The sequence below is a fragment of the Anaerolineales bacterium genome (genome assembly GCA_022866145.1).
Lineage (GTDB): Bacteria > Chloroflexota > Anaerolineae > Anaerolineales > E44-bin32 > PFL42.
Genome location: JALHUE010000510.1, coordinates 1 through 15804, shown reverse-complemented (window position 1 = coordinate 15804; position 15804 = coordinate 1). Strand labels below are relative to the sequence as shown.

At 67.0% G+C, this 15804-nt stretch carries 10 protein-coding genes; 6 read left to right on the top strand and 4 right to left on the bottom strand.

Annotation, left to right across the window (positions count from 1 at the left end; translation table 11 throughout):
• From MUO23_14850 to trmFO, 4 genes are all read right to left on the bottom strand, one after another.
• A partial coding sequence (locus tag MUO23_14850; protein MCJ7514229.1) for an FAD-binding oxidoreductase occupies positions 1-659 on the bottom strand: 659 nt, incomplete at its 3' end.
• Complete coding sequence (hflX, locus tag MUO23_14845; GenBank protein ID MCJ7514228.1) at positions 656-2047, bottom strand: GTPase HflX; 1392 nt, start codon at positions 2045-2047, stop codon at positions 656-658. The genes hflX and MUO23_14850, both read right to left, overlap by 4 nt.
• 276 nt (positions 2048-2323) lie before the next feature.
• The gene (locus MUO23_14840) at positions 2324-3142 is read right to left on the bottom strand and encodes a M28 family peptidase (protein MCJ7514227.1); all 819 of its coding nucleotides are present in this window, start codon (positions 3140-3142) and stop codon (positions 2324-2326) included.
• Between the two features lie 112 nt (positions 3143-3254).
• Positions 3255-4631 (bottom strand): methylenetetrahydrofolate--tRNA-(uracil(54)-C(5))-methyltransferase (FADH(2)-oxidizing) TrmFO, encoded by a 1377-nt coding sequence (gene trmFO / locus MUO23_14835; protein MCJ7514226.1) that lies wholly within the window; start codon positions 4629-4631, stop codon positions 3255-3257.
• A 152-nt stretch (positions 4632-4783) separates the two neighbouring features.
• Between trmFO and MUO23_14830 the strand changes: the two genes are divergently transcribed.
• The 6 genes from MUO23_14830 to MUO23_14805 all read left to right on the top strand — a co-directional run.
• Positions 4784-6136 (top strand): hypothetical protein, encoded by a 1353-nt coding sequence (locus MUO23_14830; GenBank protein ID MCJ7514225.1) that lies wholly within the window; start codon positions 4784-4786, stop codon positions 6134-6136.
• A 3-nt stretch (positions 6137-6139) separates the two neighbouring features.
• Positions 6140-8128 carry an ATP-binding protein gene (locus tag MUO23_14825; protein ID MCJ7514224.1) on the top strand — a complete coding sequence of 663 codons (1989 nt, stop codon included), beginning with the start codon at positions 6140-6142 and terminating at the stop codon, positions 8126-8128.
• Complete coding sequence (locus tag MUO23_14820) at positions 8125-9300, top strand: sigma-54 dependent transcriptional regulator (GenBank protein MCJ7514223.1); 1176 nt, start codon at positions 8125-8127, stop codon at positions 9298-9300. The genes MUO23_14825 and MUO23_14820 overlap by 4 nt, the downstream gene beginning before the upstream one ends.
• Before the next feature lie 62 nt (positions 9301-9362).
• Positions 9363-9707 carry a hypothetical protein gene (locus tag MUO23_14815; protein ID MCJ7514222.1) on the top strand — a complete coding sequence of 115 codons (345 nt, stop codon included), beginning with the start codon at positions 9363-9365 and terminating at the stop codon, positions 9705-9707.
• A gap of 8 nt (positions 9708-9715) precedes the next feature.
• A complete protein-coding gene (locus MUO23_14810; protein MCJ7514221.1) occupies positions 9716-14791 on the top strand; it encodes a tetratricopeptide repeat protein in 5076 nt (1691 codons plus the stop codon).
• Positions 14791-15804 (top strand): hypothetical protein (locus tag MUO23_14805; GenBank protein MCJ7514220.1); only part of this gene is annotated, 1014 nt, incomplete at its 3' end. The genes MUO23_14810 and MUO23_14805, both read left to right, overlap by 1 nt.

Genomic DNA, 15804 nt, shown 5'->3' with positions numbered 1-15804 from the left:
TCGATCTCCTTCGCCTGGAGCTGGCGAATGTGCAGGCATGCCTGCAGGATCCGCCCGAGGCCCGTCCCGAGAGTGCTCTGCCGAATCGCGTCGGCAAGCGGAACCAACCCCAGATGCACCGCCTCGCCGTCGCTCAAGTACACCTCGGCCGCAACCAGGTGGTCGGCCGTCATTCCGTGGGCGATCGAGTGGGCACCGCTGGCGTTCGTCCCGATCATGCCGCCCAGGGTGGCACGGTCGGCCGATGCCGGGTCCGGCCCGATCATGAAGCCGAGCGGCGCCAGGGCCTGGTTGACAGTGGACAGGACCACCCCAGGCTCCACCGTCACAGTCCGGGCCTCAACGTCGACCTCCAGGATCCGGTTGAGGTAACGGGCGGTGTCCACGATCAGTCCCGTCCCGATGGCCTGGCCCGCCAGGCCGGTGCCGGCGCCCCGGGCGATCACCGGCACCCCGAACTCGGATGCGACCTGGATGGCGGCCTGCAGCCCTTCATCAGAGCGCGGCCGGACGACGCCCAGCGGCTCGACCTGATGATTTGAGGCATCGGTGCTGTACAGAACTCGCGAGATCTTGTCGAAGTGGACCTGGCCGTCGACGCGCCCCTCCAGGGCATGCTGGAGCTCGGCCTGGATCGTGGTGTCGACCCGGTGGTTCATTCGGGCTCGGTATCCTGGGTGCCGTTCGCCTGCCGGGCGGAGGCGCTCTTCATGAATGGGCGATAGGCTGACACCAGATGGTTTGGGACTCGGCCGCGGAGCACGATGGTGCGAGCCAGGTGGCGTTCCTCGAGCAACTGGCCTTGCTCACGCATTAGGCTCGCCAGCCGAGCCTCGCTGTACGGGATACGCACATCGACCTCGCTCATCCCCTGATACAGCTCTAGCTCGATCGCGTTCAGCAGGGATTCTGTCCCATCACCCGTCAGGGCGGAGACCGGCACGGCCCGTTCGAAGTCGTCGACCCGGTCGATGGCGAATCCAGGATCCGGCCGCAGGTCGATCTTGTTGAGCGCGGTCACAACCGGTATCTCTCCCGCCTGGATTTCCTCGAGGGTGCGCATCACCGCCTCCGACTGGGCTTGGGCATGGGGATGGGTGATGTCGACGACGTGCAGCAGCAGGTCCGCCTCCCCGATCTCCTCTAGCGTCGCCCGAAAGGCGGCGATCAGGGCCGTGGGGAGTTTTTGGATGAAGCCCACCGTGTCGGTCAGAAGGACCTGGCGCCCCCCCGGGAGTTGTATCCGGCGCGTGGTGGGATCCAGGGTGGCAAAGGGCTGATCGGCGACGAAGACATCCGCCTGGGCAAGGCGGTTGAGCAGCGTAGACTTGCCGGCGTTGGTGTAGCCCACCAGGGCGACGGTCGGCAGAGCGGCCTTGCGGCGCTGCGATCGGTGTCGCTGTCTGTGAGCACGCACCTTGTCCAGTTCTTGCCGCAAGTGCGCCATGCGGCGCCCGATCTCGCGGCGATCAACCTCCAGCTGGGTCTCACCCGGACCGCGCAGGCCCACCCCGCCGACCGAGCCCGATCGGCCTGCACCCCCGCCGGCTTGGCGGGCAAGGTGTGTCCAGGCTCGCGTCAGTCGCGGCAACCGGTACGCATATTGGGCGAGCTCAACCTGGAGGGCGCCCTCGCGCGTGCGAGCATGCTGAGCGAAGATGTCCAGGATCAAGGCCGTCCGATCGAGCACCCGGACGTCCTCGCCGAAGAGGTCCTCCAGCTCTCGTTGGTGGCGCGGCGATAGCTCATCGTCGAACAGGACGAGATCGGCCAGAGTCTCCTCGACCAAGCTCTGCACCTCCCTGACCTTCCCCGACCCCAGGAAGGTTTTTGGGTCGGGGGTGCGCAGGCGCTGGGTCGCCTGTCCAACGACGACCAGCCCGGCCGCCTCAGCCAGCAACTCAAGCTCCGCCAGCGAGTCTTCCACGCCCAGCAGGCGGCCCGAATCCGCCAGCTCAACACCGACCAGGAACGCCCGTTCGCGCTCGCTGCGGGTGGCAATCGGCGCCTTCTTGCTGTGGTACTGTGCCAGCCTCGACCTGGGCACTAACGCTCCTTCTCCGGCTGCGCCCAAGGCCAGAGTGTACGGCCACGTGGCGGCAATGCCAAGGGGCGCCCCGCTCCGAGGCGGAGTTGGGCGCATGTGACCCTCGCCTCACTGATCTTCCTGATGAGAACTCTGGGGCGGCTGCCTCGGCCCGGTGACGGGTCAAGCGAGACATGGGCACCTGCTACGCGCTGAGGGTGGGTTCCAAAGGGGGAAGTCGTACCAAGAGCAGCGCGCGACCGGCAGAGGTCTCGCGATTCGACGGCGCCCAGCTTCTCAGGAGTCAAGGGCCAGGCGCTCGAGCCAGGTCAAAAGTGTCCCACCGACTTGAGCCAGGCTATCGGCCGAGACCTTGTCCAAGCTGTCCTGGGTTGTATGCCAGTAGGGGTAGTCGAGGTCAATGATGACGACGGCCGGGATCCCCGCCTGGACGAACGGGGTGTGATCGTCGACCAGCCTGTGGCCGGGCACGGGGATGAAGGCCTGGTTCCCCAGCTCCTCGCCAATTCCCCACAGTTCAGCCGCCAGTTCCGGGTTGGAGTTCTGCTCCAGGTACAGCTGCAGGTCGGCATCTCCGACCATGTCGACGATCACCGCTGTGGCCGGTAGTTGCTGGCTGCGGGCGACATACTCTGTCGAGCCGAGGATCCAAGGCCAACCGTCGATCCGCCCGCTGTCTTCTCCATCAAAGAACACAACCGCCACGGGCTGGTTCAGGTCAGCAATCGGAAGGAGGCGCGCCAACTCTAGAAGCACAGCGACCCCGGACGCTCCGTCGTTGGCGCCCGGCACAGGTGAACCTGTCGATGTCGCCTCTCGGTCAGCCTGCGGCCTCGTGTCGTAGTGTGCGCCCAGCAGGATGCCACCCGGCCTGGCAGGCCCGGCGCGGCCGATCAGGTTCCGCAGCCGGACACCTCGAAACGCGAACTCCTGGACGCTTGTCTCCCAGCCGGCGGCCCGCAGCTCGCCCAGGATCCACTCGCCCGTCTGGAAGTGCGCCGCACTCCCAGGGATCCGTGGTCCCCGCCCGACTTGGGTTGCGACGTCCGCAAGCGCTCGCTCTCCGTCGAATACGCCTGGTGTAGCGGGCGACAATTGTGGGTGCCCACAACCTGCCAAACCTAGGGCAACTCCAATGCAGAGTGCCGCGAGAGTGCGCGTAGCCTCTGACGGTCGCGGCCGGAGGTAGATTGAGAGATTGGAGCTGCTAGTCGTGGCTATGCGCATAGCTGCTAGGAGAGTGCTCACCCAAATATCTCTCCATGCAATCGGCCGCCCGCCTCGCCAACAAGCTAGCCCGCTCGCGGCGCGCCTTCGGTGCCTGCTCACCCAACCCCGACAGAATCCCCAGGTTGGCTTTCATCGGTTGAAACGTATCCGGCGAGGCCGAAGTCACGTAGTGGCACAGCGCCCCGATCATCGTCTCCTGCGGCAGAATCCAGGCAGGCTCGCCGGCTGCCAATCGGGCGACATTGCGCCCGGCTAGCAGGCCAGTGGCAATGTTGCCCAAGTAGCCCTCCACCCCCGACAGCTGGCCAGCCAACAACAGATCAGGTCGTCGGCGCAGCTGAAGCGTGGGCAGCAACACGGCGGGCGCGTTGACGAAGGTGTTGCGATGCATCTGGCCGTAGCGGAAGAACTGCGCCGAACCCAGGCCGGGGATCAGCCGGAAGACCCGCTGCTGCTCGGCGTAGGTCAGGTTGGTCTGGAATCCCACAAGGTTGTACGAGGTTGCCTCTCGGTCCTCCTGGCGGAGTTGCACAACGGCGTGGGGTCGTAGGCCAGTTCGTGGATCCCGCAATCCAATCGGACGCAAGGGACCGAACGCCAGGGACTTCGGACCGCGCTCCGCCATCACCTCCAGCGGGAGACAGCCCTCGAAGTAGGTGCCGGCCCCCGCCCTCACCCCGTGCCGCAAGTCCTGCTCGAATTGGCGCAAGGGGATCCGCTCGGCGGTTCGCAGGGCCGTGACGAAGGCGTCGTACTCGCCCTCATCCAGCGGGCAGTTCAGGTAATCGCCTGCGAGGGTTTCGCCGCGGGCGAAGCGCGAGGCGCGATAGACGACCTGCATGTCCAGGCTGGAGGCTTCAACGATCGGGGCGATCGCGTCGAAGAAGTACAGGTAGGCCTCGCCCGTTAGGCGGGCCAAGGAGTCGGCCAGGGCCAGCGAGGTCAGCGGGCCGGTGGCACACACCACCCAGCCCGGCGGGATCTCGAGGACCTCCCGGCGTTCAAGGCGGATGCGCGGATGGCGCTCGATGGCCTCTGTCACCAAGGCCGAGAACGCCGCTCGGTCAACGGCGAGCGCACCCCCGGCCGGCACCGAGACTTGCTGCGCACACCTCACCAGCAATGAGTCCAGCCGGCGCAGTTCCCCCAGCAAGACACCCGAGGGACGGTCCGGCAGGCTCGATCCAAGCGAATTGGAGCACACCAGCTCCGCCAAGCGATCGGTCTGGTGGGCCCCGGTCGGCGTGAGCGGCCGCATTTCCGCCAGCGTGACGTGAAGGCCCATTTCCGCCGCCTGCCAGGCCGCCTCCGACCCCGCCAGACCCCCGCCAATGACCAGCACCTCAGATGCCATGGGAGGGCGATTGTACCATCGCCAGGGCGGCATGCTTCTTGCAACGGGTTTGCACAGCCATACGGCATCCTGTATACTCTGCGAGGCGAGCCATGCTTCAGGTCCAAGATACCTCCCTCCGGCCACTCACGACGGCGCACCTGGCGCAGACGATGAGCCTCTTGACCCTGTCGAATCTCGAACTGCGCGACAAGGTGATAGCGGAGCTGTCAGGCAACCCTGCGCTGGAGCTGGTGGAAGAGCGTGTCTGTCCCACCTGTCACCGCAAGCTGGCCGGTGGGCACTGCCCCAATTGTGCCCGCCCCTCGGGGGACGATCATTCGGTCGTTTTTCTCTCGCCGCGACAGGCGTCGCCCGGCGTCGGCCGGCACTTGCCCGAGGGCGAGGGGCTCGAGCAAGAACCGGCTGCACCGGAGGACCTGGGCCTGCACGTCCTGCAGCAGCTGGCCGCCGATCTAGAGCTCTCGGATCGGCCGATCGCAGCCTACATTCTGGCCAGCCTCGACGAGGACGGGTTCCTGCAGGAGCCGCCGGCCATGATCGCCCGGGCCACACGCTCCAGCCTGACTCAGGTAGACCGGGTTCTGGGCTGGATCGCCGCCGCCGATCCCCCCGGCCTGGCGACTTCCGGCCCCCGCCAGGCGCTGGCGTCCCAGTTGGCCAACCTGCCCTACCAGAACGCCACAACTCGGACCGCTCAAGCCATCCTCGCGACCTGCTTCGATGAGCTTGGCCGACACGAGTACGACCGGATCGGTCGCAAGCTCGAGACACCTCCCGCTCGGGTACGGGAGGCCGCCGATTTCATCACCCGCAACCTGAACCCGTACCCGGCCCGCGCTTTCTGGGGGTCTGGACGCCAGCCCCGCGCCAGCGAACCGGGGGTGTATCACCAGCCCGATATTCACATCACCCACAACCCGTCGGCCGAAGACGGCGGTTTGATGGTCGAGATCTTTGCTCCGCTGGCCGGTTGGCTGCGGGTCAACCCGCTCTTCCGCCAGGCATTGCCGGAAGTTGATGCCCCCACCTCAGAAGAGTGGTCGCGTCACCTGGAAAGGGCTGCCCTGTTCGTCAAGTGCCTGCAACAGCGCAACAACACGATGCGCCGGCTGATGGAGATCCTGGTAGACCAGCAGCGCCAGTTCATCTTGCAGGGAGATCGCCACCTGCAGCCCCTCACCCGGGCCAAGCTAGCCGGAGTCATCGGCGTGCATGAGTCGACGGTGTCCCGCGCCGTGTCCCACAAATCCGTCGCCCTGCCCGACGGCCGCATCATCCCCCTCGACCGGTTCTTCGATCGCAGCCTGTCGGTGCGGGACCGCATCAAGGAGATCGTCAGCCAAGAGAACCGGCCGTTGACGGACGACGACATCGTCGTCCTGCTAGGGCGCGACGGCATTCATGTGGCCCGCCGCACGGTGGCAAAGTACCGGGCGATCGAAGGGATCCTGCCTGCCCGGCTGCGCCACCGCAAGCGCTCGGACGCCGCCGTACGAGTCTGAGCGTTGCCATCCAACGTCGCCTCGACCAACCCGATCGCCCGGCTGTTCAAGCCTGACCTTTCTCGAGACCTCTTCCGCGTGTTGGCCGACACGACCGACGACGCGCTGATCGTGCTCAGCGGCGATGCCGGCCGTCTGCTTACCTGCAACCACGCCTTCCTGCTGATCTCGGAGTACGCCCGCAGCGACGTCGAGGGCATGGACCTGACCCTGCTGTTCCCCGGCGAGCCGGGGCAGCGAGTGGCTGTTGGCCTGAGGTCATCCACTCCGCACCGCGAAACCATCCTCGAGGACACCCTGCTCGAGCGGCGCTCGAGCGGACCCCTGGAGGTGGACCTACGTGCCGTTGCGGTCGGCGCGGCTCGCTCGGCGATCGTCGCCCGCCTGCGCCCATCCGCTCAGCGCCGGACCGCCGACGAGCAAGACCAAGCCCAGCGCGCCCGGCTGTCCGCGCTGGGCGGCATGGCTGCCGCCCTGGAAGCCGACGCCGCCGATAGCTCTGCGCGGGTGCTAGCATTGGCGCGGGACCTGCTCGGGTGCGACGTCGTGGGCATGTACCGACTGTCGCCGACGGCCCCGGAGTATCTGCGGGTCGGGGACCTCCCGGCAAGCTTCCCGTCGTCCCTGCCCCCGGCGCAACTCGAGCCCCTCCGCCAAGAATCGACGTGGATGATCGGCCAACGTCCCAGCCACCCGATCCACAAGGCCGCCAGAGCCGCAGGCCTGGCAGCGTTACAGGCCGCCACAATTGGAGAGCCGGACGCCTGGATCGGCGTGGCCTTCGCCGGCTGGAAAGCCGCCGAACAGGTGCCGCAGGAGGCAGCGGCCCTGCTGGGCCTGGTGGCCAGCCTGTCCCATGCAGCCCTACGCCTGGCTGGCCTTGCAGCCCAAGCGACGGCGCAGGCCGCCGAGGGAGGGCAAGCCGGGCGTGAGCTCGAAGCCGTCTTTGGTGTCGCCGCCGAGGCCTTCCTCACTCTGGACCGAGACCTGCGGGTCCGGCGCTGCAACCAGGCTGCGGCCGACCTGCTGGGCTACCAGCCGGTGGAGCTGATCAATCTGCCGGTGAATGATCTTCTGATCAGCCCCGATGATCTGACCGCGACCCTACTGGATGCCGCCGGGCACCGCCGTGTCGGTGAACGCCCGCAGCTCATCCTGCACCGCCGCGACGGCACCCCTTTCCCGGCGCACATCCGCGTCGCTCCGATCGAGCACGGCGAGGAGGTCTATCTGGCAGTGTCGATCCAGGATCTCTCCGAGAGGGAGGCGCTGGCGGGCCAGAGCGAGGTCCTGTCCCAGCGCGCGATCCTAGGAGAAGTCAGCGCCATCTTCGCCCATGAGGTCCGGAATCCCATCAACAACATCAGCACCGGGATCCAGCTCGTCGCTTCCCGGCTGGGCGAACAGCATCCCCTGTACCCCTCCCTCGACCGGGTCCACAAGGAATGCAACCGGCTCGATCAACTCATGCGCGACGTCCTGCTGTTCGCCCGTCCGCTGGAACTCAAGATGGAGCCGGTGGACCTGGCGGGGATGGTCGAGATGCTGCTGCAACGCTGGCGGCCGCGCCTTGGGCAGGCGCAGATCCGCCCGCACGCGGAGCTGCAGCCTAGCCTGCCGAAGGTCCCGGCCGACCCGCGGGCCATGGAGCAGGTCCTGGTCAACCTGATTTCGAACGCCATCCAGGCCATGCCCGACGGGGGGACGCTGTCGGTTCGGCTATCGTCCAAACCGGCTACCGCCTCCAGCGAGATGGTCGAGCTGCAGATCGCCGACACCGGCCCCGGCATTCCGGCCGACCAGGTCGCCCGGATCTTCGATCCGTTCTTCACAACCAAGAAGGATGGCACCGGACTCGGCCTTGCCATCAGCCGGCGCATCGTCGCAGCCCACAAGGGGAGCATTCAGGCCGAGTCGTACCCCGGTGCCGGCACTCTGTTTACCGTTCGCCTACCTTCGGGCCCGCCGGCCGGCCACGGGAAGGGCAGATGACAGCCACGATTCTGATCGTCGACGACGAAGAAACGGCGCGCTCGTTTGTCGCCGAAGCCTTGCATGATGCCGGCTATGAGACGCTGCAGGCCGGGACCCTGAAGGACGCAGCCCACTTCATCGACCAGGGTCAGGCCGACGTCGTGTTGCTGGACATGATGCTCCCCGACGGCTCCGGCCTGACCTTGCTGGACCGGATCATGCTCGAAACCCCATCGCCTCCGGTCATTCTGCTCACCGCCTATGGCGAGGTCGACACCGCAGTCGAAGCCATGAAGAAGGGCGCCCAGGATTTTCTACAGAAGCCGGTCGACTTCAATCGCCTGCTGCAAGCCGTGGATCGCGCCAAGGAAGTGGTCGCCTTGCGCAGGGAGCTGGCGCTGCTGCGGCGGGCTGCCCAGGCCGATGCCGATTGGGTGATCGGCGAGACACCGGCGATGAAACAGATCTACGACGAGGCGATGCGGGCCGCACAAGTGTGCGCCTCGGTGCTGATCACCGGAGAAACCGGCACAGGCAAGGAAGTGTTGGCCCAGGCCATCCGCAAGGCCGGACCGCGTGCCAATCAGCCCTTTGTGCCCATCAACTGCGCCGCCCTTCCAGATACGATGATTGAATCCGAACTCTTCGGCCACGAGGCCGGGGCATTTACCGGCGCAACCAAGCGCAAGCCCGGCCTGATCGAAGTCGCTGACGGCGGGATTCTGTTCCTGGACGAAATCTCGTCGACCAAGACCGATATGCAAGCAAAGATGCTGCGCGTGCTCGACGAGCAGCGCTTTCGACGCATCGGCGGCGTCACCGAGATTGCTGTCGATGTCCAGGTTCTGGCGGCATCCAACCGCGACCTGCCAGCCATGATTCATGAGGGCGCCTTCCGCGAGGACTTGTACTATCGGCTCAAAGTGGTTGACCTCCACTTGCCCCCCCTGCGCCAGCGCCCAGCCGACATCCCGGCCCTGGTTGGAACCTTCATCCGGCAGCTCAACCAGAGGACCGGGAACCAGATCGCCGGGATCTCGCCGCGGGCCGTCGACGCCCTCAAGGCTCACCCCTGGCCGGGCAACATCCGCGAACTCCGGCATTCGATCGAGCGGGCCATGCTTTTTTGCGATGAGGAAATCATCGACGTGGGCCACCTCCCACCCGAGCTGCGGGCGCTGGCCGCCTAAGGACCCACTGGCACGCTAGTTGCAACGTCCGCCTCCAGACACACTCTGTGCAGGAGGCGGCCATGATTCCCCTTTCACTCCACGACCTACAGCTGGTGATCGCGGTGGCAATGCTCGCCATCGGGATTCTGTTCATCCTGCTCGGCACTTTCATCCTGCTCAGCCGCAGCTACGGTAAGGAGATCCGCACGTTGGCCGCACAAACTGCCAAGCTCGGCCAGAAAGGGATCGGCGACGAAATCAGCGGCCTGGTCAGCAGTGCCTCCGAGCTTGTCCTATCGATCAACCAGCTGGTCAGGACCGCCAACGGGATTGGCGTCTTCTTGATCGCCTTCGGGACGCTGCTGGTCTTGCTCTCCTACTGGGTCACCACCCAGATCGCCCCGGCCGGCTTGCTGGCCTCGTGAGGAACGGGATGCTCAATGACACCGACGTCGTCGAGGCGTTCGGGCATCGCCTGTCGCCCGCTGCCTGCGCCTCCCTGCTCGGCCGGCTGCTGCGCGTTCCGACTATCTGGAACGCTATGCACGACCCGGATACCCTGGCCCGAATTCTCGCCACTGAAGCCATCGAAGATGTTCGACCTGTGGACATCCTGACAGCCTGCGTCCGCCTTCGCCGCCTGGCGGATGACCAGCTGCACTCGATTCTGGCTGGTGAGACCGAGCCGCTGACGGATGCCGAGGCGTTGGAGCGGCTCTCGACGTTGAGCCAGACGATCGTCTGGTCTTCGCAGCATGACCTCGGATCTCCGTGGTCGGAGTACCTGAGGGATGACGACTCCTGGGCCGAGGCGCTGGCTTGTGCCTGGCCGGACATGGTTGACCCGACTGCGTGCCTAGGGTTAGCGTTCACCGGCCGTAATGCTCCGTTCTTGAAGGCCGCCGTCAATGCTCTGCTGGCGAACGAGTCCCGAGAGGACGCCGACGGTCGCCTGCGGGCGGCCCTGGGCGATGACATCACACCAGCGATCACGGCTCTGCACCAGATTGGCGAGGATGGGCTAGCCGCCAGCCTGGCGGACCTGGAGACTCGGGACGACCGATCTCCGAAGGACCTCACTCGCTCTATCGCCACCGCCTCCCCTGCCCAACTGCCGGGCCGCCTCGAAGAGGGGCACCGAGCCTTGCAGCAGGCCTGGGATCTGGCACAGGAAGCGACGGCCGACATCGCCGATCGTCTCGCCGAATTCGCCGAAGCCCAGCAAGAGCTGGTGCTCAGCCTCGAGGCCCGGCAGCGGGCCCTCGGCGCCTCGGCTACCCCTCGCCGCCGTGCAGCTCTGGCCTGGTGCCAGGCGACCCTCGACAAGGCTGACCAAGCGCTTCACATGCTTGCCGACAACCCCGAGTCCTTTGAGGAATCCATCGCCCGCTCGGCCGCCCTTCTGGGGCGCGGTGACCGGGAAGGCGCCATTCGCCTGCTGGCAGACCTGCCAGCAGGCCCTACTCGGCTGAGAGATCTCCCGTGGGTCTGGCTCGAGCGGGCTGAGCAGCTGGCAGCTTCAGCCGGCAATTTTCGGCTCGCCGGAGCGGTTTCGGCAGAGATGGCACGTCGGGCGCCGGCCTCAGCCTCCACCTGGGTCCAACGTGCCAAGTTCTTCTCCGCCAGCGGACAGGATGCACACGCCGTCCAGGCCGCAACCGTGGCCCTCGGATTGGCGCCTGGATTGCCGGAAGCACAACAGGTGCTGGCAGCTGGCCTGGTGGCCACAGGCAAGCCACAGCAGGCCCTCCCGATTTTGAATGCCCTGGCGGAGGCGGATCCGCGCTACCTGCCCGATCTGGCCGAATGCGCTTTGCAGGCGGGCGACCCTGATTGCGCCCGCCAGTTGGCCGATCGAATCCTGGCGAGTGGCGACCAACCGCTGAAGGCGCACATTCTGCTCGCCCGGGCGGCAGGAGCCTCGGGTCACCCAGAGACGGCTCGCCGCCAGCTCCACGCACTTGTCAGCGCCCATCCCGATCAGCCACAAGCCTGGATCGCTCTGGCTGACATGCAGGCGGCAGCCGGCGAGGAGTCCCTCGCCGGCGCGACGCTGGCCTCCGGCGTCCAGGCTGTCCCCGGGGAACCCCACCTGCTGATGGCCTACGCCAACTGGCTTCGTGCACGAGACCGAACGACAGAAGCCGCCGCCCACGCCGTCACCGCGGTCGGATCCCACCCTGCCCCAGGAAACTGGCTGCGGCAGGCAGGAACTTGGCTGCGCGAGCTCGGACGCCCAGAGGAGTCCCTTCTCCTCCTTCAGCGGGCGGCGGAGATGCTCCCGAACGACGCGGCTGTTCGGATGGAGTTGGCCGCCCTCTGTGAGCAGACAGGCCAAGCAAGCGAAGCCTATCGCCACTTGCGCGACCTTCCCGTCGAGGCACCAGGGGTCGATCACCTTCTGGCTGGACGGGTTGGAATTGCCTACGCCGAGCAGACCGGCGATTCGGGCTCGGTTGCATGGGCGGCAAAGCACCTAGCAGCTGCGCTGGACCATCCGCCGGTTGAACCGGAAGCTCACTACTGGTTCGCCCGCTCACAGATGCTGGCTGGCAATGCCATCGCTGCCGCGCAGCACTACCTGGCTGCTGTCGCCAAGCTGGCCGGAACCGACTCCCCGACCCACCTGAAGGCTGCGCTGGCCCTGGCAGACGCGGCCCTGGAGGCCGACCAGCCGGCGCTGGCGCTGGATCCACTGAACGACCTGCGCGCCACCCACCCCGCTTCGATGCAGCTTCACCTGCAGCTCGCCCGGCTGTTCGCCGCCTGCGAGATGTGGGACAAGGCTATGCCGCTCGCCGAGCAGGCCGCTAGCTTGGCACCCGCGAATCCGGAGGTCTACCGCCAGCTGGGGTCGATTGCAGTTGCGGCGGGGGCTGACAACGCCGCCCTCCAGGCATACCAGCGCCTGGTCGAACTCGAACCAGCCGAGTTCGAGGGGTGGCTGTCCCTTGCCAACAGCTCTGCGAAGCTGGAGCACACGGGCCTGCAACGCGCCGCGGTCGCGCATGCCCTCGTCCTGAGTCGGGATGATCCCGGCCTCCTGCTGCGCCTGTCGGGAGTGCTGGCAGTTCTGAAAGAGGCCTCCCTCGCCGAGCTCGCCCTGCGGCGCGCCCATCGCCTCGCCCCGCTGGAAACGGCTCCCCTCTTGGCATTGGCCGAGATCGCCGGCCTCACCGGTGATCGCGAACAGGCCCGCATCGCATGGACCGCCCTTTCCGATCTCGAACCGTCAAACCTGGAGTTTGTCCTCGCCGCAGGCGAGGCCGAACACACCTGCGGCCACCTTGCGGCCGCCACCGAGCTGTATCGCCGGGCGGTGAAGGCGGCTCCGACAGACCCACGAACCCATCTGGCCCTCGCCCGGGAGCTCGGCCTGTCAGGCGATCTACCGGCAGCTGCCGCGGCGTACCGTGAAGCGCTGACGGCATTTCCAGCCAATCCCCAGGTTCTCGTCGCTGCCGGGCAGGCGTTCCTGGCGCGGGGGCGAATTGCCGACGCCCAGCCTGTGCTCGAGCTGGCGCTGGAGTGCACCCCCGAAGACCCCCAGGCCCGGTTGTCACTGGCCGATTGCCTGCTCCGCTCTGGGCAGCCGGGCAAGGTCCTGGCATTGCTGGATTCAGAGTCCAGTGACTCCCTTCCCGTGGTCGCGCACGCTTGCCTGCGGGTGCTGGCTCACGCCCAACTTGGAGAGACAGAGAAAGCAGGCTTCGCCTTCGCCCAGGCCACCCTGCCCCAGGACCCCAGCCCGGCCGATCGGTGGTGGATCTCGCGCGCAGCCCGCGAGGTCGGTGGGTGGGAGCATGTGCTTCGGCCCGATCTGCTCGCTCCTAGCCCTTCCGAGGACACCCAGCTGGAAGCACTGGACGGCCTCGTTCGTCTCGCTGATGCTGCCTGGCTGTTCACGTTCGTCGGGGCTGCGGCGCACGCTCCGAGTGCATCCTGGCTCGATATCCAGGCATGGGATCGGTGGACACAGCTCGAAGAAAGCCTGTCGCAGCTGCCTGCCTACTCCAGCCAACTGAGCACGCTGAAGCCTCGCGCGGATTTGTACCGACTTGCGAACGACGAAGGCCGACGTGCCGCCCTGAGGCAATCCCTCGCTCAGTCCTTGGACATCCTTTCGGCGCAGACCCTGGGCATCGCCTGCTTGCGCGCCGGGCTTCCGGCGGAGGCGCTGGATGCATTGCGGCTGGTCTCGCCAACCGGCAGTGGATGGACGGATCTGCTTCAAGGCATGGCGCACGCCGGCCAGGGAGCTCCGGCCTTGGCACTTGACTGCTACCATGCCGCCGCCTTCTCTGCCGCGCTGCGACCGCTGGTGGCCATGCTCCGGGGCCGGACCTTCCTTCAGCTCGGACAGGAGGAGGCCGCCATCAGTGAGTTCAACCAGGCGCTCGCCGCCTGGCCACAGGAAGCGGCTTGGCATTTCGAATTGGGGTCCACTTACGGCGACTCCGCCGACCGCCAGCGGGCACTGCCTCATTTCCAGCAAGCTGTGACCCTGGCGCCTGAGAGGCAGGACTACCACCTGGCGTACGCCCGCGCCCTGGCCGAAGCCGGTCAGCCGGCCTCGGCGGTTCATGAGTATGAACCCGTGCTCGAGAGCTTGCCCCGGGTCGGCGGAATCTGGAAGGAAGCCGGTGCCGCTGCCCTCGAGGCGCAGAGCTTCAGCCTGGCACAGGCTTGGTTCGACCAGGCCTGCGGCCTGCTGCCGGAGGATCCACACGTCTGGGTCGGGGCTGCCCTCGCTTCCCACGGAAAAGGAAACGCGAAGCGAGCCAGCGAGTTGATCCAGGCCGCGTACCGCTTGAGCCCCGACGATGCCAGGGTCTTGATGGCCGTAGGGGATATCTATGCGGCCGTGGGCAAGCACGACAAGGCACTCCAGGCCTACGAGGGCGCCGCCGCCAAGCTTGTCGAGCCACTGCCCGCCCACCTCGGTCGTCTGGCAGTGATGATCCGCATCGGAAAGTACGCCGAGGCGATCCTGCAGATCGAACGCCTGCAGAACGAGTACCCCGAGGACGAGCGACTGTGGCTGGCATTGAGCGATGCGCGCGAGGGTAGCGGGGACCTTGCGGGAGCGCTGGCCGCTTCGGAGCGGGCCGTAGACCTCGCTCCGCGTGCGGCGCAGGCCCGGGTCGCCCTCGGCCGTCTGGCTCGGAAGCTGGGCCAGCTCGACCGGGCCATCGACGTGCTCTCGACCTTCGCCCCCTCCGGGGCAGAAGCGGCCGTCGAACTCGGCCTGGCCTACGAGGCACGCAGGGAATTCGGCCGCGCCCTCGAGCAGTTCCACAGGGCAATCGCTCTTGACCCAGGGAGCGCCTCGGCTCACTTCCATGCAGGTGCCGTCCTGCGCAGCATCAAGGATTATCCGAAAGCCAGTCGCATGTTCGAGCGGGCCGTCGAGCTCGACCCGCAAGACGCCGATACCCTTCATCAGTTGGCCGCCGTCCGCGCCCTTGAATTGGTGCACGGCGCTATCCCGCTCCAGGCGGTGCTGTAATGACTGATCGCGCAAACCTGCTTCTTGTGCTCAACGCTGCCAAGCTCGCCGGACGACCGGACTACATCCGGCACGTGGCGGCCGATTGGCTGAGTGCCTGGCCCGGCGACCGAGAGGTCACCCGCTTGCTCGCCGCCGCCGAGGGGGAGCTCGGCTTCGAAGAGCTCGCCAGTGGGCGGTTGGCGGCCTTGGTCGTGGTAGACCCGGAAGACCCGGTTGCCAACCAGGCCCTCGCCGCCATCCTGCGCGCTCAGGGAATGGCCGCCAGGGCGCGGATCTTCGAGTGTTGTGCCCTTGCCCTGCGGCTGACGCCTCTCCCGGAGCAGGCCCCCGTCTGGGCAGTCTCGATGGCCGAGGCTCTGGCCGCCCTCCGTTCAGGCCACTCTGATCGCGCCCGGCGACTGGCAGGCGAGGTGCTTGTCGCTGATCCGGATCTCCCGCTCCCAACACTGATCGCCATGAAGGCTGCCCTCGCCGACGAGCAGCCCGAAGCGGCTTTGGCACACGCCGAGCGCGGCGCCCGCCGCTGGCCGGAGACGCTTGCCTTCCGGCTCGTCCAGGCCCTGCACTGGATTCGCCAAGGGGAGAATGCCCGGGGGGTCGAAGCGCTGCATCGATGTGCAGCCGATGACCCAACGGCCGCCGTCGCCTACCGCTATCTGGGAGGCGAGAATCCGTACATGCGGCTATGGCCAGTCTCGCTCGTAGCCAGCCTCAGCCGGCCGATACCGGCCGACGTTGCGGCCGTGCTGGGTGAGAACCGCCTGGCCCCGGCCGGCGCAGGCACTGCCGCGCTCGCCTCGGAGCCGGACCCTGCTGCCGAACTGGCCGCCGGTGTGGCCATCAGCCGATTACTTCATGAAGCCGAGGGGGAAGAACCCGCCATTCAGCCCAAGCCCTGGGAAGCCTTCCAGGGACCGGACGCTGGCGCGGCGGTCAAGAACGAAACGGCGGAGGATGTGCGCCAGGAACTCCAGCGACTCTCGGTTCGCCTGAACGCCGCCAGCGCGGCG